Origin of the sequence: Maribacter arenosus (assembly GCF_014610845.1) — a bacterium.
GTDB lineage: Bacteria > Bacteroidota > Bacteroidia > Flavobacteriales > Flavobacteriaceae > Maribacter_A > Maribacter_A arenosus.
Map to the genome: position 1 here is coordinate 67,194 of NZ_JABTCG010000006.1, position 19,904 is coordinate 87,097.

19 protein-coding genes and 1 tRNA gene are annotated in these 19,904 nt (G+C 40.2%); 13 read left to right on the forward strand and 7 right to left on the reverse strand.

Annotated features, from left to right (window positions below; translation table 11 throughout):
- The first annotated feature begins 36 nt into the window (after positions 1–36).
- A complete protein-coding gene (locus tag HPE63_RS16185) occupies positions 37–321 on the forward strand; it encodes a hypothetical protein (RefSeq protein ID WP_223198200.1) in 285 nt (94 codons plus the stop codon).
- Positions 322–394: 73 nt separating this feature from the next.
- Here HPE63_RS16185 and HPE63_RS16190 read toward each other — a convergent pair whose 3' ends face one another.
- Positions 395–1,561, reverse strand: a complete 1,167-nt coding sequence (locus HPE63_RS16190; protein ID WP_188315352.1) for an alpha-hydroxy acid oxidase — start codon at positions 1,559–1,561, stop codon at positions 395–397.
- Positions 1,562–1,785: 224 nt separating this feature from the next.
- Here HPE63_RS16190 and HPE63_RS16195 point away from each other — a divergent pair.
- Positions 1,786–1,860 (forward strand) — tRNA-Val (locus tag HPE63_RS16195).
- A gap of 45 nt (positions 1,861–1,905) precedes the next feature.
- On the opposite strand, the gene HPE63_RS16200 is transcribed toward HPE63_RS16195, so the two are convergent.
- Both HPE63_RS16200 and gldJ read right to left on the reverse strand, forming a co-directional pair.
- On the reverse strand, positions 1,906–3,183 hold the full coding sequence (locus HPE63_RS16200; protein WP_188315353.1) for a UDP-N-acetylmuramoyl-tripeptide--D-alanyl-D-alanine ligase: 1,278 nt from the start codon (positions 3,181–3,183) through the stop codon (positions 1,906–1,908).
- 63 nt (positions 3,184–3,246) lie between these two features.
- Positions 3,247–4,917: a gliding motility lipoprotein GldJ gene (gldJ, locus tag HPE63_RS16205; protein WP_188315354.1), complete on the reverse strand. Its 1,671-nt coding sequence runs from the start codon at positions 4,915–4,917 to the stop codon at positions 3,247–3,249.
- Between the two features lie 424 nt (positions 4,918–5,341).
- Between gldJ and porV the strand changes: the two genes are divergently transcribed.
- The 6 genes from porV to HPE63_RS16235 all read left to right on the forward strand — a co-directional run bounded on the left by porV (position 5,342) and on the right by HPE63_RS16235 (position 11,749).
- Entirely contained in the window at positions 5,342–6,508 is a 1,167-nt protein-coding gene (porV, locus tag HPE63_RS16210) for a type IX secretion system outer membrane channel protein PorV (RefSeq protein WP_188315355.1), read from the forward strand.
- 79 nt (positions 6,509–6,587) lie between these two features.
- Complete coding sequence (gene cdd, locus HPE63_RS16215) at positions 6,588–7,070, forward strand: cytidine deaminase (RefSeq protein WP_188315356.1); 483 nt, start codon at positions 6,588–6,590, stop codon at positions 7,068–7,070.
- A gap of 213 nt (positions 7,071–7,283) precedes the next feature.
- A complete protein-coding gene (gene pdhA / locus HPE63_RS16220; RefSeq protein ID WP_188315357.1) occupies positions 7,284–8,279 on the forward strand; it encodes a pyruvate dehydrogenase (acetyl-transferring) E1 component subunit alpha in 996 nt (331 codons plus the stop codon).
- Between the two features lie 7 nt (positions 8,280–8,286).
- Positions 8,287–9,924 (forward strand): pyruvate dehydrogenase complex dihydrolipoamide acetyltransferase, encoded by a 1,638-nt coding sequence (locus HPE63_RS16225; RefSeq protein WP_188315358.1) that lies wholly within the window; start codon positions 8,287–8,289, stop codon positions 9,922–9,924.
- 80 nt (positions 9,925–10,004) lie between these two features.
- Positions 10,005–11,069 carry a M28 family metallopeptidase gene (locus HPE63_RS16230; protein ID WP_188315359.1) on the forward strand — a complete coding sequence of 355 codons (1,065 nt, stop codon included), beginning with the start codon at positions 10,005–10,007 and terminating at the stop codon, positions 11,067–11,069.
- A complete protein-coding gene (locus HPE63_RS16235; RefSeq protein WP_188315360.1) occupies positions 11,069–11,749 on the forward strand; it encodes an SDR family NAD(P)-dependent oxidoreductase in 681 nt (226 codons plus the stop codon). The genes HPE63_RS16230 and HPE63_RS16235 overlap by 1 nt, the downstream gene beginning before the upstream one ends.
- A gap of 112 nt (positions 11,750–11,861) precedes the next feature.
- On the opposite strand, the gene HPE63_RS16240 is transcribed toward HPE63_RS16235, so the two are convergent.
- On the reverse strand, positions 11,862–12,074 hold the full coding sequence (locus HPE63_RS16240; protein WP_188315361.1) for a YgaP family membrane protein: 213 nt from the start codon (positions 12,072–12,074) through the stop codon (positions 11,862–11,864).
- 94 nt (positions 12,075–12,168) lie between these two features.
- Positions 12,169–12,519, reverse strand: a complete 351-nt coding sequence (locus HPE63_RS16245; RefSeq protein WP_188315362.1) for a ribose-5-phosphate isomerase — start codon at positions 12,517–12,519, stop codon at positions 12,169–12,171.
- Positions 12,520–12,644: 125 nt separating this feature from the next.
- On the opposite strand from HPE63_RS16245, the gene HPE63_RS16250 reads away from it, so the two are divergent.
- Genes HPE63_RS16250 through HPE63_RS16260 form a run of 3 tightly spaced genes read left to right on the forward strand, consistent with a single transcriptional unit; the run spans position 12,645 to position 15,799 of the window.
- Complete coding sequence (locus tag HPE63_RS16250; RefSeq protein ID WP_188315363.1) at positions 12,645–13,247, forward strand: SprT-like domain-containing protein; 603 nt, start codon at positions 12,645–12,647, stop codon at positions 13,245–13,247.
- 3 nt (positions 13,248–13,250) lie between these two features.
- Positions 13,251–14,330, forward strand: coding sequence for a mannose-1-phosphate guanylyltransferase (locus HPE63_RS16255; protein ID WP_188315364.1), 1,080 nt, complete (start codon positions 13,251–13,253; stop codon positions 14,328–14,330).
- 2 nt (positions 14,331–14,332) lie between these two features.
- A complete protein-coding gene (locus HPE63_RS16260; RefSeq protein ID WP_188315365.1) occupies positions 14,333–15,799 on the forward strand; it encodes a DUF389 domain-containing protein in 1,467 nt (488 codons plus the stop codon).
- Here HPE63_RS16260 and HPE63_RS16265 read toward each other — a convergent pair.
- Together HPE63_RS16265 and HPE63_RS16270 are read right to left on the reverse strand one after the other, a co-directional pair.
- Positions 15,796–16,563 (reverse strand): ABC transporter ATP-binding protein, encoded by a 768-nt coding sequence (locus HPE63_RS16265; protein ID WP_188315366.1) that lies wholly within the window; start codon positions 16,561–16,563, stop codon positions 15,796–15,798. The two genes, HPE63_RS16260 and HPE63_RS16265, sit on opposite strands and share 4 nt — an antisense overlap.
- On the reverse strand, positions 16,563–17,300 hold the full coding sequence (locus tag HPE63_RS16270; RefSeq protein WP_188315367.1) for an MlaE family ABC transporter permease: 738 nt from the start codon (positions 17,298–17,300) through the stop codon (positions 16,563–16,565). The genes HPE63_RS16265 and HPE63_RS16270 overlap by 1 nt, the downstream gene beginning before the upstream one ends.
- Before the next feature lie 112 nt (positions 17,301–17,412).
- Between HPE63_RS16270 and pafA the strand changes: the two genes are divergently transcribed.
- Both pafA and murI read left to right on the forward strand, forming a co-directional pair.
- A complete protein-coding gene (pafA, locus tag HPE63_RS16275; RefSeq protein WP_188315368.1) occupies positions 17,413–19,095 on the forward strand; it encodes an alkaline phosphatase PafA in 1,683 nt (560 codons plus the stop codon).
- A gap of 18 nt (positions 19,096–19,113) precedes the next feature.
- Positions 19,114–19,902, forward strand: a complete 789-nt coding sequence (murI, locus tag HPE63_RS16280; protein WP_188315369.1) for a glutamate racemase — start codon at positions 19,114–19,116, stop codon at positions 19,900–19,902.
- Positions 19,903–19,904 lie beyond the last annotated feature (2 nt).

The window sequence follows — 19,904 nt, forward strand, 5'->3', positions numbered from 1 at the left end:
GTAATGCTATCGAATGCCCTAAATCATTAAAATGACATGAAGACAAGTTCTAAATTTTGGGTGATTGTATTGATCGTTGTAATCCTGGGCTTTGGCATTGGTATTTACCTACAGGACCTAAAGCATCAGGAAAGTACGGAGGCCGCTTGGAAGGCCAACCGTTTCAATTTAACCAGATTCAATGCGATTCGGGATTATAATTTAAAAATGAACGCGTCGAACTGGAGGTTAATGCGTGATAGCATAGAACAACAATTTGATAGCCTTATGATTTTAAGGTTTAGAAAGGAAATGGATAGTTTACAGGCGAACAAGAAATAAGCTTTCTTCACCTGTTATTGCCAAGAAAGATAAATACGCTAGGTTTCCAACAGCCAAGTCTACTGGAATTCATTCAATTCGAAATCAAATGTTTTGGAAAATCCTGAATATTTTCACAGCCTATTTGCTCCATAACCTGTTTTAGTTGTGTTTTGAGTAAGGAAATGGTATGGTCACCCCCTTGAGGGCCAAGGGCAGCTACCCCATACATAAAAGATCGCCCTAAGAAGCTAAACTGGGAACCACTAGCCAATGTTCGCGCAATATCAGGTCCTGAGCGTAGGCCACTATCCATCATCACCTTAATTTGATCACCATATTTTGCAGCGATTCTTGTCATTGGTTTTATGGTAGATTCCCCCGCATCCAATTGCCTTCCCCCATGGTTGGAAACTATAATGCCATCCAATCCCAATTGTATCGCTTTTTCGGTATCAGCTTCTGAGGAAACCCCTTTGAGTACAATTTTACCTTTCCATAAATCACGTATTGGTGCGATTTTTTCCATGGTCATTCTTTTCGAAAAGGTTTGGTCCATAAAAATCCCTAATTGCTTTAAATCCAATCCTTTGGGCATATAGGGTTTTAGTACTTCGAAACTCGGTTGCCCATGAATTAAGGTTTGTAATGCCCAATTGGGTTTTCCGAAAACCTGGAGAATGTTGTTCAAGCTCATTTTAGGGGGCATCGAAAGTCCATTCCGGATTTCCTTGGCCCTAAAGCCAAAAGAGGGTGCATCACAAAGCAAAACCAATACGGGACATTGGGCGGCTTCGGCCCTTTTTAACATATCATTCCTCATATCTATCTCCACAGGGTGATATAATTGAAACCATGCCCTTCCTTCTGTCAATTCGCTGATTCTTTCAATGCTGCTGGTTGAAACCGTACTTAAAACATATGGAATGTTATGTTCAATGGCGGCTTTTGCCAATATTTCAGCGGCATTGGGCCACATTAAACCTTGGAGCCCTACCGGGGCTATCCCAAAAGGTGCATCATACACATGACCGAACAATTCCGTTTTTAAACTGGCACTATTGAAGTTGTCCAAATAATCTGGCCGAAGTTGAACTTCGCGAATTTCCCTTGTGTTCCGCCTTAGATTTACTTCCTCATTACACCCACCATCCAAGTATTCGAAGGCAAATCTTGGAATTCTTTTTTTTGCTTTTTTCCTTAAGTCGGAAATGGTAGGGTATTTGGGATTAAAATCCTTGGCAATGGTAGTTCTAGACATATTTTAGATGTTGGCTTGGCTAATAAACGTTAACTCCCATAAACTGGGAATGCTATCTAAATGTACGTTAATTTAAAGATATTATTCAGGGACTAAGCTTGATTATCCCACTTTTTTCTAATCTGCAGCTCACCGAAATTGTATTTTAAAACATCGATTATTCTAGTCGGGTAAGTTTTAGAAAATTAAAAATTAGTCCTACCTTAGCGCTCTGAAATTTTAATGGGATATTAGCTCAGTTGGTTTAGAGCGCTGCCTTGACAGGGCAGAGGTCACTGGTTCGAATCCAGTATATCCCACTTCTTAACATTTATGCTTCTCGTGTTGTCTTATACGACAAATGATCAAAGTAAATCGAGGAGTCGCTCCAAGGCCATGCCTCGCGAACCTTTGATGAGGATTTTGCCTCTTGATGGTAGTTCAACACTACTGAAATTTGATTCAAAATCCTTATAATTCTTGAACTTGGTGAACGAAGTTTGGGTTTCATAAAAATTTTCACCGATTAAAAACACCTTGTCAAGGTTTAATTTAGCAGATAGATCGGTGATATTTTGATGTTCGCTCGGCGCGGTCCCGCCCAACTCGAACATATCCCCTAAAAAGGCGATTTTGGGTCCACCATTTAAACCGCTGAAATTCTCCAAGGCAACCTTCATACTCGACGGATTGGCATTATAGGCATCAAGAATGATTTCTATTCCGTTTTTTTCAATAAGCTGGGACCTATTGTTTTGTGGTAAATAGGTTTCAATGGCCTTTATTATGCTTTCAAGGGGGACGTTGAAATATTTCCCCATAAGAATGGCCGCACAACAATTTGTAAAGTTGTACTCCCCTATAAGCTGGGATTGAATGGTTTTGCCTTCTACCTGTATAGAAACGTAAGGGGACGCTTCTAAAAATTCGATTTTATAAAAATCCTTTTTGTGCTGGGTATAACCATATTTCTTAATGTACGCTCCCAATTTATTAAATTGGATTGGATCATCGGCATTTAAGAAAATAGACCGGTTATGTTCCATTAAATAGTCGTAGAGCTCACTCTTTCCTTTTATGACACCTTCGACGCCACCAAAACCTTCCAAGTGGGCTTTCCCGAAATTTGTGATATACCCAAAATCAGGTTGTGAGATTGAGCAAAGGAATTCGATTTCCTTTAGATGGTTGGCGCCCATTTCCACGATAGCAATTTCGGTATCCTCCTTTATGGATAATAGGGTAAGGGGCACACCAATGTGGTTATTGAGGTTACCACTGGTGGCAATGGTTTTGTATTTTTCGGACAAGACTGCGTATATCAGTTCTTTGGTAGTTGTTTTACCATTGCTGCCCGTAAGGCCAATGACCTTTGCAGCGCAGTAATTTCTGTGGTAAGTTGCTAGTTTTTGAAGTGTTTTCAACACATCGTCAACTAAGATCACCCGATTGGAAACAGCGTATTTTTTTTCATCCACTATGGCATGGGAGGCCCCTTTTCTTAAGGCTTCATCGGCGTACTCATTTCCGTTGAAGTTGTCTCCTTTCAACGCAAAAAAAATGCAACTCTTGTTAATTTTCCGAGTGTCGGTACAAACCGTGGGGAATTGTAAAAAGATTTGGTGAAGTTTCTCTATACTCATAAATCAAAGATAAAAAAAAGCCCTGACGAAATGGTCAGGGCTATACATATCATTGATATAAAACTATTTGGCTTTTTTACCCCTTACAGTTTTATTTTTGGTTTTCGATTTTGAACCAACTCTCGACATTGCACATCGGAATCCGATATAATCGGTAGCCATATATTGTGGCAAATATCTTCGTTGTGCGGGATCTAACCAATAGGCCCTGTCTCTCCACGACCCACCTTTGTACACACGCACCTCATCATTTATCAAAGTAGTCCTATTATTCGATTGGTCATATTGTCGAATCAATTTCCCTAAGGAATCCCGTTCTACTTTATGCTTTGGGGAATCATACATTTTTCGTGCATCGTCTTGACCTTCTTCATCACTGAATCTGTCAAAAAACCGTGACGAACTTGGATCACCATCCCTATATCCTCTATTGTCACTAGATGAGAAATTGGTTCTAAGATACGTTTCTTCCTCGTCAACAGGAACCATTTTAATTTCTCCAGGAAGATTCATGGCAACCACTTTTCCATTGGGTAATGTATCATAAACAATTTCATCTTTAAGAATATTTACTTTTCCATCCTCACCAATAGCGGTTTTCATGTAAATATTACCCCTGTAATAGTTAAAGTCACTAATTTCATCATCTACAATAGGTCGGTAAACATCCGCTACCCATTCGGCAACGTTACCAGCCATGTCATAAAGACCAAGATCGTTGGGCTTATAAGACATTACTTCAGCAGTAATATCGGCTCCGTCATCGGACCAACCCGCGATTCCACCGTAATCACCTTTTCCTTGCTTAAAGTTGGCAAGTTGGTCACCACGACCAACACGTTGACCGTTTCTGGTGTAATCACCTTCCCAAGGATACTTTTTCCTACCTCTGTAATTATTGTATTCCCTAGATCCAACTTGTGCGGCGGCAGCATATTCCCACTCCGTCTCTGTTGGTAATCTATATTCTGGCATGATAATACCGCTACTCCTTTTAGCATAGGTATTAACACTGTCCTTTTTCATTTTTCCTTGCAGGGAGTCTATTTGTCCATTATAAACTGACTCAGGTCTGTTTAGGTACGCTTCAGTACTAAAAGTACCTGAAACTTCACCGGTAGCAGCTTGATATTTGGCATCTTTAGCCAAATAACCTTCTCTTTCCAGCATCACTTCATTTACACGATCTGTTCTCCATTCCGCAAATTGTGTTGCTTGGATCCAATTTACACCTACAACCGGATATTCGGCATATGCAGGGTGTCGCAAATAGTTATTGGTCATGGTTTCATTAAAACCTAAACGGTTTCTCCAAACCAAGGTATCTGGCAAGGCACCTTTATATATATTTGCGTATTTGGGATTTTCAGGTGGATAAACACTCTTTAAGTAATCCAAATACTCCAAGTACATTACGTTCGTAACTTCGGTTTCATCCATGTAAAAGGATTGAACATGCTGGGACGTAGGCGTGTTGTTCCAATCGTGCATAACATCATCCTGTACTTTACCTTTGGTAAACGTTCCCCCTTCAACAAATACAAGACCTGGAGCGGTTTCTTGCTCTTTAAAGTCAGTATTGTATTGGAAACCACCTTCCTTGGCATTTATCTTCCAGCCTGTAGCTCTTGATACATTTTTGGAGGATGAAGATTTTTTGCTACAACTTGTAACGCTGAAACCTCCCGCTATTACTGCACAAGAAAGTACAATTTTAATAAACTGTTTTTTCATAATTAGGACTTGAGTTCAAATATTTAAACTACACTTCAAGTAGTTCGGAATTCTTGTTTTGATTTAATTTGGTATCACTTTCGGCTTATTAAACGATGTTTTGGCCATAATATTTTGTTACTAAAAAATTATTTCCACATGCGCCATTTTAAATAGAGCAAAAAGCTTTTCTTCAAAAAATATAACGGCGTATTTACCATTATAGTATGGATTAGGACAATTCTTTCGGACACTATGGATATATCATAATTTAATGGGTTATATAAAATAGGACAGGTTTTCCATTTTAAATTGAATATTTGACACTTTGTACACCTTGTGATTTTAATATTTTCGATGAACTGTATAAGATATTTTTAAAAAGGCCGTTTACAAGTACAATAAGCCTAAGTTCTTTTGAAGCATTACTAACACTTTATATATAATGAAAACAAGCCCTTTATCATTAAAAAAAATCCCATTATTGTTATTATTGGCCTTCGTCTTTAGACTATCGGCCCAAGAAGATAGGGTCATAACGACTGCTGTGCCTTTCTTGACCATTGCCGCAGATGCCAGATCAGCCGGTATGGGTGATATGGGAGTTGCAACCTCTACTGATGCTTTTTCGCAACAATGGAACGCAGCAAAGTTTGCTTTTGCTGAAAGAAAAATGGGTATAGGTGTGAGTTACACCCCTTACTTGGAAAGTATTATTACCGATATATCGCTTTTAAATGCCAGTTTTTATAATAAAATCGATGACCAAAGTGCTTTTGCCCTTAGTTTACGTTATTTCACATTGGGTGAAATTGAACTTCGGCAATTTGCCAATGACCCAGGAACCTTGGCTAAACCCAATGAATTGGCGTTGGATGGATCGTATTCGTTGAAATTAAGCCCAACTTTTTCCATGGCGGTGGGAGGTAGGTTTATAAGGTCTAACCTGAAATTGCCACAAAATGGAACTGAAGACTCTCAAGCTGCCAGCACATTCGCAGTTGATGTTTCTGGTTTTTACCGCTCCCGTGAGATTGCCTACGACAAGTTCGACGGTAGATGGAGGGCCGGATTTAATATTTCGAACTTAGGTGGTAAAATTGTGTACGATGAAGGAGGACAAGAGAATTTCATCCCAACCAACTTAAAGTTTGGTGCCGGTTTCGATTTTATATTGGACCAAGATAATGTCATAGGCTTAACTACTGAATTCAATAAACTTTTAGTGCCAACACCCAAGGATTTTAATGACGATGGGGTAATAGACTCCACTGATAATGACGAATACCAACAAATAGGCTTCCTAAATGGGGTCTTTAAGTCGTTTGGTGATGCGCCTGACGGTTTTGGTGAAGAGTTGAAAGAGTTTACATGGGCCTTGGGAGCTGAGTATTCATATCAAGATGCTTTCATGATACGTACCGGATATTTTAACGAAAGTGAGGATAAAGGTTCTAGAAAGTTCTTTACTATGGGCGCAGGGTTTAAATTTAAGGCCGCCCAAATAGACCTTTCCTATTTGTTCTCGACATCACAGGTGAAAAATCCATTGGAAAATACGTTACGCTTTTCCCTAACATTCAATTTAGGAGAAGAGTTTTATAATGATTGATCAAAGAATTTAATTAAAACAAAACCTGCCTATTGGGCAGGTTTTGTTATTTTAGACAACCACCAATGGCCGTATTGATATGAGAAAACAAACAATTTCCTTTGAACTTCAGGTTTTTGATGCTATAGAACAATTGGATAGCCAAGACCAAAATCTGATTCAAGAGGCAATTAAGGCGAGAAAAAATGCCTATGCCCCGTATTCTCGGTTTATGGTCGGAGCTGCGGTATTATTGGAAAATGGTGCCGTAATACTTGGGAGTAATCAGGAGAATGCCTCATACCCCTCTGGTTTATGTGCCGAACGGGTTGCCGTGTTCCAAGCGGGATCAAAATACCCCGGGGTCACTATAAAATCGATAGCGATCTCCGCTATGTCGAAAACCCACCTGGTCGATACACCCGCCGCCCCTTGTGGTAATTGCAGACAAGCTATATCAGAATACGAGTTCAGGCAAAATGAACCCATTACAATTCTCATGATGGGCGAAAAAGGGGAAATCATCAAATGCGAATCTTTATCCGATATTCTTCCATTAGGGTTCAATAAAACTTTTTTGTAGCACCAAATCGATTACGATTTTAGGTTTCAAATATCATATAATGTAATTGTTTTGTTATTCTAGGCTATCGTCCTCTATTTTTGTAGTAAGCTTTTACCTATATTTTTTTACCGATTGATTAATATGTGTATTTTTGTTTTTCTGTTGTCGAAGCTATATGATGTATTATCAGTAGCTTCATTACCTATATGAATTATAATTAAAACACGATTAATGGAAAAAATCACGAAAGAAACCTATCTGAAGTGGTACGAGGATATGTTGTTCTGGAGAAAGTTCGAGGACAAGCTGGCAGCGGTATATATTCAACAAAAAGTCAGGGGCTTCCTTCATTTATATAACGGTCAGGAAGCTGTTTTGGCAGGGGCATTGCACGCCATGGACCTGACTAAGGACAGAATGATAACCGCTTACAGAAACCATGTTCAGCCGATAGGTATGGGGGTTGATCCTAGAAAAGTAATGGCCGAGCTTTATGGTAAGGTTACGGGCACTTCAAAGGGTATGGGCGGATCTATGCATATATTTTCCAAAGAACATCGTTTTTATGGCGGTCATGGCATTGTTGGAGGTCAAATTCCGCTCGGGGCTGGTTTGGCATTTGCCGATAAGTATTTTAAAAGGGATGCAGTTACCTTATGTTATATGGGTGATGGGGCCGTAAGGCAAGGTTCCCTTCATGAAAGTTTTAATTTGGCCATGTTATGGCAATTACCCGTAGTTTTCATTTGTGAGAACAATGGCTATGCCATGGGAACTTCCGTTGCCCGGACATCCCATTCCACGGACATCTGGAAATTGGGATTGGGGTATGAGATGCCTTGTGGTCCTGTAGATGGCATGGATCCAGTTACAGTAGCCAAGGAAATGAGTAAGGCGATTGAAAGGGCCAGAAGTGGTGGAGGCCCGACCTTTTTAGAAATGAAAACCTATCGTTATAGAGGTCATTCCATGTCAGACGCGCAGCACTATAGAACCAAGGATGAGGTGGAAGAGTATAAGAAAATAGATCCTATTTCACAGGTTAAAGAGGTGATTTTAGATAAGAAATACGCATCTGCAGATGAACTTAAAGAGATTGATAAACGGGTTAAAAAACTGGTTTCCGAATGTGAGAAATTTGCTGAAGAATCCGATTATCCTCCTTTGAACCAATTATATGATGTGGTCTATGACCAAGATGACTATCCATTTGTACAACATAAATAAGATTTAAATGGCAGAAGTGATTAATATGCCTCGTTTGAGTGATACCATGGAAGAAGGTACCGTGGCAAAATGGCTTAAGCAGGTAGGTGATAAGGTTGAAGAAGGCGATATTCTTGCGGAAATAGAGACCGATAAAGCCACCATGGAGTTTGAGTCCTTTCATGAAGGAACTTTATTGCATATAGGAATTGCAGAAGGTGAAGGTGCTCCTGTAGATACACTCCTGGCGATTATTGGAGAAGAGGGTGAAGATATTTCAGGGTTGCTCAATGGTGCGGAAGCATCTAAAAAGCCTAAAGAAGAGACTGATACAAAAACGGCTTCCGAAACGGCAGATGCAAATGTAGCGAATAAAACTGGTTCTGCGGATATACCCGAAGGTGTTGAAATCGTAAAAATGCCGCGCCTTAGCGATACGATGGAAGAAGGTACCGTGGCTTCATGGTTGAAAAAAGTCGGTGATCAGATTGAAGAAGGGGATATTCTTGCGGAAATCGAAACGGATAAGGCTACCATGGAATTTGAATCTTTTTATTCTGGCACCTTATTGTATATTGGAATCAAAGAAGGCGAATCATCACCTGTTGACGCTGTACTTGCTGTAATCGGGCCTGAAGGTACCGATGTACAGGCCATATTGAATACTAAGTCTTCTTCGGTTAAAAGTGATGCGGTAGTCAAAGAGGAGGTAAAAGAAGAAAAGCCGACCGGAACAAGTCAGGAAACCGTTACAAATGTTACCGCCGATGGGCAACGAATTTTTGCCTCACCCTTGGCCAAGAAAATCGCGAAGGAAAAAGGGATTAATCTGAAGGATGTAAAAGGTTCCGGGGATCATGGTAGGATCGTTAAAAAAGATATCGAGAATTTTGTGCCCTCACAAAAGGTGGCCACAACAGTTACTGCTCCTCAAGAAACGTCATCATCGAGTGCAATCGCCCCATTGGCCCTACCTGTTGGTGAAGAAAGTACCGAGGAAGTAAAGAATTCGCAAATGCGCAAGACCATCGCTAAGCGATTGTCAGAGTCTAAATTCACAGCGCCGCATTATTATTTGACTATCGAAATCGATATGGATAATGCAAAAGCATCCCGTGCTCAAATCAATGAATTGCCCGATACTAAGGTGTCCTTTAATGATTTGGTGGTAAAGGCCTGTGCCATGGCATTAAAAAAACACCCCCAAGTGAACACCACCTGGCAAGGTGATACTACAAAATATAACCATCATGTACATATAGGGGTTGCCGTTGCCGTTGAAGACGGTTTGGTAGTTCCTGTGGTTAAGTTCACAGATCAAATGAGCTTAACGCAAATTGGCGCATCTGTCAAGGATCTTGCGGGTCGGGCGCGAAACAAAAAGTTGACCCCTGCTGAAATGGACGGAAGTACTTTTACCGTTTCCAATCTGGGAATGTTTGGTATCCAGGAATTCACATCCATTATCAATCAGCCAAATTCGGCCATATTATCAGTGGGCGCCATTATTGAAAAGCCTGTGGTCAAGAAAGGACAAATTGTTGTAGGGAATACGATGAAACTATCCTTAGCTTGTGATCATAGGACCGTTGATGGGGCTACCGGATCACAATTTTTACAGACATTGAGGGCTTATTTGGAAAATCCAGTAACCATGTTGGCATAAGAAGTTTGTGAAATATTAATGAATTTGTGCATCCGCCTTTGGCGGATGTTTTTTTATCTTTAAAACCTAATCTTTATTCCATGTTAAAAATCTTTCAATTTATATTTTTAGTTCTACTTGTAGGGTGTGGCAGTTCACAATTGAAACAAACCGATTCCAAAGATATACCCAATGGGCCAGCCGGAGTAAAAGGAAGTGTCGTCACCAATGGCGAGGACGTTAGTTCGGTGCAAACTGATGAAGAAGTGGTGATGCTTAAAACCGCATTACCTATTCTAGAGTTTTCGAATACTGATAAAGTCGGGGCAATCATGCGATTTTTGGCGTCTGACGAATTAAATGGAAGGGATTCCGGTAGTCCGGGCATAGAAAAAGCGGCCCAATATATTGAGGAAAGTTTAAGTTCGAATCATATACAGCCTTATTTCCTAACTTATAGGGATACCCTTTCCAATTATGAAAAACCGGCCTATAATATCGTTGGGGTTTTAGAAGGCACCGATGCGGTTTTAAAGAATGAGTTTATTATGATAGGTGCCCATTATGATCATATCGGAACCAAAAGTCCGGTAGATGGCGATACTATAGCTAATGGGGCTAATGACAATGCATCGGGAACGACAACAGTTCTGGAATTGATGCGATATTTTGGAATGGCAAGATCAAATAAACGAAGTCTTGTTTTTGCTTTTTTCAGCGCAGAGGAAAAAGGGTTGTTGGGATCGAAGCATATGGCAAACCGATTAAAAGAGAATGGGTTTAATCTATATACAATGTTGAATTTCGAAATGGTCGGCGTTCCAATGATTGATAAGGATTATTTGGCCTATGTATCAGGCTTCGACAAATCTAATTTAGCTATGATCTGCAATCGTTATGCAAATGACAATCTTGTCGGATTTCTGCCTACTGCAAAGGAATTCAATTTGTTCATGCGCTCTGATAACTACCCTTTCCATTCAGAATTCAATGTGCCTTCACAGACATTTTCAACGTTTGATTTCACTAATTTCGACCATTATCATAAGGTTGGTGATGAGGTGTCGGAAATGGATTTTGGCCATATGGCTGAGCTGATCAATAGGTTTATTCCCGTTATCGAAGGGCTAGCCAATTCGTCCCAAAAAGAAATAAAATACAACTAATGGCAAATGTAATAATTACGGGCACCAGCAGGGGCATAGGATTTGAGATGGCACAACTTTTTGCGAATGAAGGACATCGGGTTTTGGCCTTGTCCCGAAATGCGTTGACCATTGCCCGATTGAAGCATGAAAACATCGATGTACTATCTTTTGATATTACTAAAAAGAAAGATTTGGACCTTGTGGAAGATTATCTGAACGCTAATTGGAAAACCGTCGATATCTTGGTCAATAATGCCGGAAAATTGCTGAACAAGCCATTTTTGGAGACTGGGGCGAACGAGTTCGAAGCCGTATATCAAGTGAACGTATTCGGAGTTGCCCATCTTACGAAATTGGTATTGCCTAAAATGCCAAAAAATGGACATGTGGTCACCATTAGTTCCATGGGGGGGGTACAAGGGAGTATGAAATTTCCCGGGTTATCGGCATATAGTTCAAGTAAAGGGGCCGTGATTACGTTGACCGAATTATGGGCTGAGGAATTCAAGGAAACGGGACCTTCGTTCAATGTGCTGGCGCTGGGGGCCGTACAGACCGAAATGCTCGAAGAGGCTTTTCCTGGCTATAAGGCACCGGTAACGGCTTTGGACATGGCCCAATATATTAAGGATTTTGCCCTACACGGACACAAAATGTACAATGGTAAATTATTGCAGGTGAGCAATAGTACACCTTAGTTTTAAGCCTAAACGAAAAAAACTTGCGGCATTAACAGGACCGGAAATTGATTAAGGATTTAACCGAAATCATATCCTATATTTTGTATATGCAGTTTTCCAAAAGGGATGATCAATGTTCTTCCTTATTCTTACAAGTGCTTAATCCAAAAGGGGCGTAAAGGGGACAAAAACTAATAAAACTGGTAAATAGAAATACTCCCGCCAAAACTAATAGGATCAATCCTAATGTACCTGAAATGATATTGGTAAAATAAAGAATGGCGATAACAATTGCGATTACCGTTCGGACCATTCTATCCGCTGATCCCATATTTTTTTTCATAATTGTAGTTTGAATTTAGCATGCTGTCTAGTGGGCACTAGATAAATTTACCCCATTAATTTTTCAAAACAAAATAATCATTATTCGAATGGAACTAATTATACCATACCGCATACCGCTGTCTGCGTAACTCTAGGGCTAATTTTTCCTCTAGATCAAGGGCTTCGGTCCTAGAGAAAACGGGCTTTATATGATTGTATAGGCTAGGTCTTAGATACATACCGTATTTTTCAACAATATTGGAAGATAATTTATACCCTTTCCTGTTTCTATAGCCTTTTTTGTGTTGTTCAAAACGTTCTTTGGGTTTTTTACTGGTCATGCCGACATAGAGGCATTGCAGCACCCCATTGAATTGTGGATTGGCAGTCCTAAATTTGATGTTGTCGGTGAATACCCTTTTTGATAATTCGATGACATAAACACGGTAAGTGGTTTTCGGCATTTTAACTACTTGTGGAATGTGAGGTAGATTCTATCTTAAAACTAAGATACCAAATTTTACCTGATATTTACGCGAAGTCCATGAAGGGGTATTTATTAAGCTTTAAATGTCCTAATTTTGTTGCAATGGATGACATTCTTTTAAAATATTTGCCAGAGCGGGCCGTAGAACCTTGTTTGCAGCTTATTAAAACGTCTGGCGTCAACCTGAAAATCGTGAATAAAAGGGTAACCCGGCATGGCGATTATAGACGATTACCAAATGGCCTACACCAGATTACCATAAATGCGACATTGAACAAGTATCGATTCTTGATTACCCTGGTTCATGAAATTGCACATTTGGCTGCCTTTCAACAATATGGGAGACACATTAAACCCCATGGCAAAGAATGGAAAAGGACATTTCAATACTTGATGTTACCATTTATTAGGCCCGAGATTTTTCCATCACGGCTATTACCCCTTTTAGCCCGTCATTTTAAGAACCCCAAGGCCAGTAGCGATACAGATGCGTTTTTGTCTATGGCGTTAAAACATTATGATCCGAACCAACCTGAAAAAACCTATATTTTTCAATTACCTTTGGGCAGCGTTTTCCGAATTTATAACGGAAAACTTTTTAAAAAGGGGAATAAACGCGTTAAGCGATACGAATGTATTGAAGTAGCTTCGGGCAAGGTATATTTGTTTCAACCAAATGCCGAGGTAGAATTAATTAGGGATTAAGAGATGAATAAAAATTATTATGCAGTTTTGATGGCTGGGGGTGTGGGTTCCCGTTTTTGGCCGATAAGCACCACAGAAAACCCAAAACAATTCCATGATATGCTGGGTTCGGGACAAACCTTGATACAAAAGACCTTTCAGCGCCTCAATACATTTGTGCCGACCGAGAATATTCTAATTCTTACCAATGAACGTTATAATGACCTGGTTCTGGAACAATTGCCATTAGTGAAACAGGAGCAGGTGGTTTTGGAGCCTGCAATGCGAAATACGGCGCCTTGTATTCTGTATGCGGCCTTGAAGATTCAAAAAATGAACCCTGATGGGGTTATGATAGTGGCACCTAGCGATCATTGGATCGAAGATGAGAAAGCTTTTGCAAAGGATGTTATTGATTGTTTTGATAAGTGCCAAAAAGAAGAAGTCCTTTGCACCTTGGGTATAGTGCCCACCTTTCCCAATACAGGATTCGGTTATATCGAATTTGAAAAAGAAAGTACGTCAACGCTTAAGAAAGTCCATCAATTTAGGGAAAAGCCAGACTATGAAACTGCCAAGGAGTTTATGGACCAAGGTAATTTTCTATGGAATGCCGGCATATTCATATGGAGTGTCAAAACTATAGTAAAGGCCTTTCATAACTATCAACCTTTACAATACGAATTGTTCCATTCAGGAATGGCCGATTATAATACCCCTAGGGAGCAAGATTTTATTAAATCGAACTATCCCAAAGCGGAAAATATCTCAATAGATTATGCTATCTTAGAACAATCGAAATCAATCTATGTACGGCCAGCCACCTTCGATTGGAACGATTTGGGAACTTGGGGTTCTTTATACGATAAGTTGAAAAAAGATGAAGATAACAATGCCGTGGTAAACAGTATGATTATAAGTCAGGACGCACATGGCAACATGATACGTTCGCCCAAGAAAAAAGTGGTTGTTGTTGACGGACTCGATAACTATATCATTGTGGATAAGGAAGAAGTGCTTTTGATTTATCCCAAATCGAAAGAACAGGATATTAAACAGGTATTGGCTAAGGTAAAGGAGAAATTTGGCGATAAGTATGCTTAATTATGGGTGAAAATATAAACGACGACAAGAACACTTCACATCAGCAAACTGATAGTGGGGAAGAAGTAAAAAAAGATATTAAGGGCTTAGTAGGAAGTACTAGGAAGTTTCTTTCCGAGCTTTTGGATATTCGAAAAAATACGGATCAGGAGGCGACAATGGAAGCCATAATCGCCGATATCCCTTTTAAGGGGCATACATCATGGATTCTGATCTGTTCCATCTTCATTGCCTCTGTTGGCCTTAATGCCAATTCAACAGCAGTGGTTATCGGTGCCATGTTAATTTCACCCTTAATGGGCCCTATTTTGGGCATTGGGCTGTCTTTGGCGGTGAATGATGTTGATACCTTACGCAGATCCTTAAAAAACTTCGCCGTTATGGTTGTATTAAGTGTATTAACGGCCTATCTGTTTTTTGCCATATTTCCTTTACGCGATGAATCTTCGGAACTTTTAGCGCGTACGGCACCGGATATCCGGGATGTATTGATTGCCTTTTTTGGTGGTTTGGCGCTTGTTATTGCCAGGGCTAAAAAAGGTACCATTGCTTCCGTGATTTTTGGTGTGGCCATTGCCACTGCTTTGATGCCGCCCTTGTGTACGGTCGGTTTTGGTTTAGCCATCGGTAATTTCGATTACGCAACTGGCGCCATGTATTTGTTCAGTATAAATACCATTTTCATTGCTTTGGCAACCTTTCTCGTGTTGAAATTGCTTCGTTTTCCAATGGTTCGTTATGTGAATTCGAAGCGAAGAAGGCTTATTGGTAGGCTTGCTTCCTTATTGGCGATATTGGTAATGATACCGGCAGGTATAACTTTTTGGGGCGCCTTGCAAGAATCCCTGTTTCGCAAGCAAGCACAGAATTTCGTTCATGAGAAAATTGCCCCATATCAATTTGAGGGTTCTGGAAGATTTATGGAGGACTTTACGGATATTGAATTCAATAAGGGTAAAAATTCATTTATTGAATTGGTATTTATGGGCAATGAAACAGTACCGGATAATGTAATTGCTACCTGGAACAAGCAAAAGAATGAAGATGAAAGTTTTGCAAGATTGAAGGATACAGAGCTGCATATCATTCAAGGCTCGAAAAATGAACAAATTGATCAACTGAAATATGTAGACCAGTTGTATGAAACACAAAAAACCGAGCTGGTAGACAAGGATGCAAGAATAAAAGTGTTGGAGGCGGAACTAGGAAAATTAGGAAAGTTGTCAATCCCTTTTGCCGACATAAGTGTCGAGGCCAAAACCAATTATGATAATTTAGAATCGCTTGGTTTTTCGCCTACCATACAAACCGATTTCAAAAAAATGGATACCATACCCATCTTTGAGGTAAAATGGAAAAGGGATGCAAAAAGGTTTCAGACCGTTGAAGATGCCAAGAAATTAAAGGCCTGGCTAAAACTAAGATTAAAAGACAGTACTATTCAACTCAAGGAGGTGGTTCAGGATTAATTGCGCTCCTCGATGTACATTTGGCGAACTTTTTTGAACAATTCAGAGGAATATACAAAATTGGTCACAGCCTCATTATCGGTTTTGAAGATTTCGTCTTTGGTACCTTCCCATTCCTTGATCCCATTTTTCAAGAAGACAATTTTCTCCCCAATTTCCATGACCGAGTTCATGTCATGCGTATTTACAACCGTGGTAATATCGTATTCCTTGGTAATTTCCTGAATAAGGTTGTCAATGATTATGGCTGTTCTAGGATCTAACCCGGAATTGGGTTCATCACAAAATAGATATTTCGGGTTCATAACGATGGCCCTGGCAATAGCCACCCGCTTTTGCATACCGCCCGATATTTCAGATGGATATTTTTTATGGGCATCATCCAGATTCACACGTTTAAGGACAAAATCGGCACGATCCCGCATTTCCGATTGGGATTGTTTGGTAAACATCTCCAATGGGAACATTACATTACCTTCAACAGTCATTGAATCGAAAAGCGCACTTCCTTGAAATACCATCCCCATATCCTGTCGAAGATTACGTTGTTCTTTTGGTGACAATTGCGAATATATTTTTCCATCGTGGCTAATTGACCCCTTATCCGGGCTGAAAAGGCCTAATAGACATTTTATGAGTACGGTTTTTCCCGAACCACTTTGTCCGATGACCAGGTTGGTCTTCCCTTTGTCGAAAACGGTGCTAATACCCTTAAGTATATAAGCATCGCCAAAAGACTTGTGTACGTTTTTAACCTCGATCATTAGCCTAATAATAGTTGGGTTAGAATATAGTTTAAAATAATGATGACCACACTTGTCCAAACGAACGAGGTCGTTGCGGCCTTGCCTACTTCCAGTGCACCACCTTTCATATAAAAGCCATGAAAGGATGGTATTGTGGCCAAAATAAAGGCAAAAACCAAGGTTTTTATAAATGCATAGGTAACGTGAAAAGGAATAAAATCCAACTGAACCCCTTCAATAAAATCCGCACTGGTACTGAACCCTCCAAAAACACCCGCGACCCAACCTCCAAAAATACCTACATACATCGATATGGCAATAATGAATGGATATAGCAGCAATGCAATAATCTTAGGGAATACCAGGTAATTGAGGGCATTAACCCCCATGACCTCCAAAGCATCGATTTGTTCGGTGACCCTCATGGTACCAATACTACTGGTTATGTATGAGCCTACCTTTCCAGCCATGATGATCGAACAAAAAGTAGGGGCAAATTCCAAGATAATCGATTGTCGTGTCGCAAAACCCACTAAGTTTTTAGGAATAAGTTCACTTGTAATGTTCAAGGCCGTTTGAATGGCGACAACCCCCCCAATAAAAAAGGAAATGAAAATTAAAATACCTAAGGAGCCATAAATCAGTTCATCTATTTCTTTGAGAATCAATGACTTCATTATGCGCCATTTGGTAGGTTTTCTAAAAACCTCTACGATCATTATTGCATAGCTGCCGATTGATGCTAGGTAACCCATAGAATGAAATAGAATTGCGTTTGTAAAAATAGGAATAATGAATGTCTTTTAACCTTCATTTAATCTTTTAAGGGTTTATTTGCATATTTTTGTGGCATTAATTTGTTGTTTCATGTTCAAGAATAGTATTCCCCTAATTGTACTTCTAGTTTTAGTAACCTCCACTACGTTTCACGCCTACGGTCAAAGAAAATCAAAAAACGGTATTAAGATTGAAAATACCGATTATTTAAGAGTTGCCCCCAAGTTGGTCGTGGGAATTGTGGTCGACCAGATGCGTTATGATTACCTAACCCGTTTTTGGGATCATTATGGCGATGATGGATTTAAAAGGTTGATCAATGAAGGATTCAACTGTAAGAACAATCATTTCAACTATGCCCCGACCAGTACGGGCCCCGGACATACTTCTGTTTATACCGGCACTACGCCGGCCACCCATGGGATAATTGGCAACGATTGGTACGATAAGGAGTTGGGTGAGGAAGTGTACTGCGCATCGGATAATGCATTTAATTCCGTAGGTACGAATTCAGATGCCGGGAAAATGTCGCCCCATAGAATGCTAGTGACCACAGTGACCGATCAATTACGGTTGCATACACAAATGAGGGGCAAAACCATTGCCATTGCGCTAAAGGATAGGGGGGCGGTACTTCCGGGAGGACATACAGCAAATGCCGCCTATTGGTTCTATGGCAACGATGAGGGCAACTGGATAACAAGTTCCTTTTATATGGATGAGCTACCAAAGTGGGTCAATGATTTCAATGCTTCAAATATCGCTGAGGGATACAAAAAACCATGGACGACATTGAAGGATATAAATACCTATTTGGAAAGTGGTTTGGACAATACCAAATATGAGGGATTGTTCAATGGGGAGGTTTCACCGACATTCCCCCATGATCTGCCCGCATTATGGGCTTCAAATGACAAGTTCGATATCATTAAGGCAACTCCTTACGGTAATAGTATTACAGCGGATTTCGCCATTGCGGCTTTAGATGGCGAAAATTTAGGGTCGGATACCATAACTGATTTTTTGGCGGTGAGCTTTTCAAGCACGGATTACATAGGGCATAAATTCGGCGTAAATTCGAAGGAGATCCAAGATACCTATGTAAGATTGGACAGGGATTTAGCCCGCTTGCTCGAGGCCTTGGATAGAAAAGTGGGTAAAAATGACTATACACTTTTCCTGACGGCCGACCATGCAGCGATACACGTTCCTGCCTATTTGAAAGATCATAATATTCCTGCTGGTTACATGAATGAGGAGGAACTTAAAACCAAATTCATAGAATTTTTGAAGTATAAATACGGAACAACCGATATCGTGAGGAACAGTTCCAATTTCCAATTGTTCCTAGATCACGATATAATAAAAAACCTGGATTTGAAAATAGAGGAGGTTCAGGAAGAAATATCACAGGAGCTGTTGACCTATAATGATATCGATAGGGTATATACGGGCCATCAAATGTGGATGAACGAATATACCGAGGGTATTCCCTATATTTTGCAGAATGGCTACAATCAAAAACGTTCAGGTGATATTCTCATGGTCTTGAAACCGGGTACTGTTAATTACACAATAACGGGTTCTACACATGGTTCGCCTCAGATTTATGATACCCATGTACCCTTGCTTTTTTATGGTAGGGGCATACAAAAAGGAGCTACCACGGAACGTACCGAGATTTCCGATGTCGCCCCAACAATATCGGCACTGCTTGGAATAGCGTTCCCAAATGGCAACATCGGGCTGCCGATAACAAAAGTGTTGGAATAAAACTATTGCAGAACTAATATGAATAATCATCCCATTGGTATTTTTGATTCTGGTGTGGGTGGTACATCCATATGGAAAGAAATCAATGCATTGCTTCCCCATGAGCATACGGTTTATTTGGCCGATAGCAAGAATGCGCCTTATGGGGAGAAATCCAAGGATGAAATCATCGAATTGTGTATAAAAAATACGGAGTTTCTGTTGCAAGAAGGTTGCAAGCTTATCGTTGTGGCCTGCAACACTGCCACCACCAATGCCATAGACTACTTGAGGGCGCATTATAAAGTGCCTTTTATAGGTATTGAACCCGCTATAAAACCCGCGGCTCTTCAGTCCGAATCAAAGAAAGTAGGGGTGCTGGCCACCAAGGGAACATTGTCTAGCCTACTTTTCCACAGTACCTCTGAAAACCATGCCAATGGTATACGCATCATTGAGCAGGTGGGAACGGGTTTGGTGCCTCTGATCGAAAGGGGTAAGGTAGATTCCCCAGAAACAAAAGCCCTGTTGGAAAAATATTTAAATCCGATGGTGGCATCGGGTATTGATTATTTGGTCTTGGGGTGTACGCACTATCCGTATTTGCTCCCCGTATTGCGTGAATTATTGCCAAATCATGTAAAGATTATTGACTCTGGAGAAGCTGTAGCACGACAAACTAAGGCGGTTCTTGTTAAAAATGATCTTTTAACATCTTCCAACGATAATGGTACTTATCGATTCATAACAAATGCCAAAGCGGAAATTCTTGAATATTTTTTACAGGATTTTAGGGGAACTACCGAACTGACCTATCAGGATTTTTAAAA

Excerpts from the sequence above, each read along its gene's own strand:
- HPE63_RS16230 (WP_188315359.1), top strand. The coding sequence starts at position 10,005 with ATGTTAAAAATCTTTCAATTTATATTTTTAGTTCTACTTGTAGGGTGT.
- cdd (WP_188315356.1), top strand. The coding sequence starts at position 6,588 with ATGAGAAAACAAACAATTTCCTTTGAACTTCAGGTTTTTGATGCTATA.
- HPE63_RS16260 (WP_188315365.1), top strand. The coding sequence starts at position 14,333 with ATGGGTGAAAATATAAACGACGACAAGAACACTTCACATCAGCAAACT.
- HPE63_RS16185 (WP_223198200.1), top strand. The coding sequence starts at position 37 with ATGAAGACAAGTTCTAAATTTTGGGTGATTGTATTGATCGTTGTAATC.
- pdhA (WP_188315357.1), top strand. The coding sequence starts at position 7,284 with ATGGAAAAAATCACGAAAGAAACCTATCTGAAGTGGTACGAGGATATG.
- HPE63_RS16250 (WP_188315363.1), top strand. The coding sequence starts at position 12,645 with ATGGATGACATTCTTTTAAAATATTTGCCAGAGCGGGCCGTAGAACCT.
- HPE63_RS16240 (WP_188315361.1), bottom strand. The coding sequence starts at position 12,074 with ATGAAAAAAAATATGGGATCAGCGGATAGAATGGTCCGAACGGTAATC.
- HPE63_RS16190 (WP_188315352.1), bottom strand. The coding sequence starts at position 1,561 with ATGTCTAGAACTACCATTGCCAAGGATTTTAATCCCAAATACCCTACC.
- HPE63_RS16225 (WP_188315358.1), top strand. The coding sequence starts at position 8,287 with ATGGCAGAAGTGATTAATATGCCTCGTTTGAGTGATACCATGGAAGAA.
- HPE63_RS16265 (WP_188315366.1), bottom strand. The coding sequence starts at position 16,563 with ATGATCGAGGTTAAAAACGTACACAAGTCTTTTGGCGATGCTTATATA.
- HPE63_RS16200 (WP_188315353.1), bottom strand. The coding sequence starts at position 3,183 with ATGAGTATAGAGAAACTTCACCAAATCTTTTTACAATTCCCCACGGTT.
- HPE63_RS16255 (WP_188315364.1), top strand. The coding sequence starts at position 13,251 with ATGAATAAAAATTATTATGCAGTTTTGATGGCTGGGGGTGTGGGTTCC.
- HPE63_RS16235 (WP_188315360.1), top strand. The coding sequence starts at position 11,069 with ATGGCAAATGTAATAATTACGGGCACCAGCAGGGGCATAGGATTTGAG.
- gldJ (WP_188315354.1), bottom strand. The coding sequence starts at position 4,917 with ATGAAAAAACAGTTTATTAAAATTGTACTTTCTTGTGCAGTAATAGCG.
- HPE63_RS16270 (WP_188315367.1), bottom strand. The coding sequence starts at position 17,300 with ATGGGTTACCTAGCATCAATCGGCAGCTATGCAATAATGATCGTAGAG.
- murI (WP_188315369.1), top strand. The coding sequence starts at position 19,114 with ATGAATAATCATCCCATTGGTATTTTTGATTCTGGTGTGGGTGGTACA.
- porV (WP_188315355.1), top strand. The coding sequence starts at position 5,342 with ATGAAAACAAGCCCTTTATCATTAAAAAAAATCCCATTATTGTTATTA.
- pafA (WP_188315368.1), top strand. The coding sequence starts at position 17,413 with ATGTTCAAGAATAGTATTCCCCTAATTGTACTTCTAGTTTTAGTAACC.
- HPE63_RS16245 (WP_188315362.1), bottom strand. The coding sequence starts at position 12,519 with ATGCCGAAAACCACTTACCGTGTTTATGTCATCGAATTATCAAAAAGG.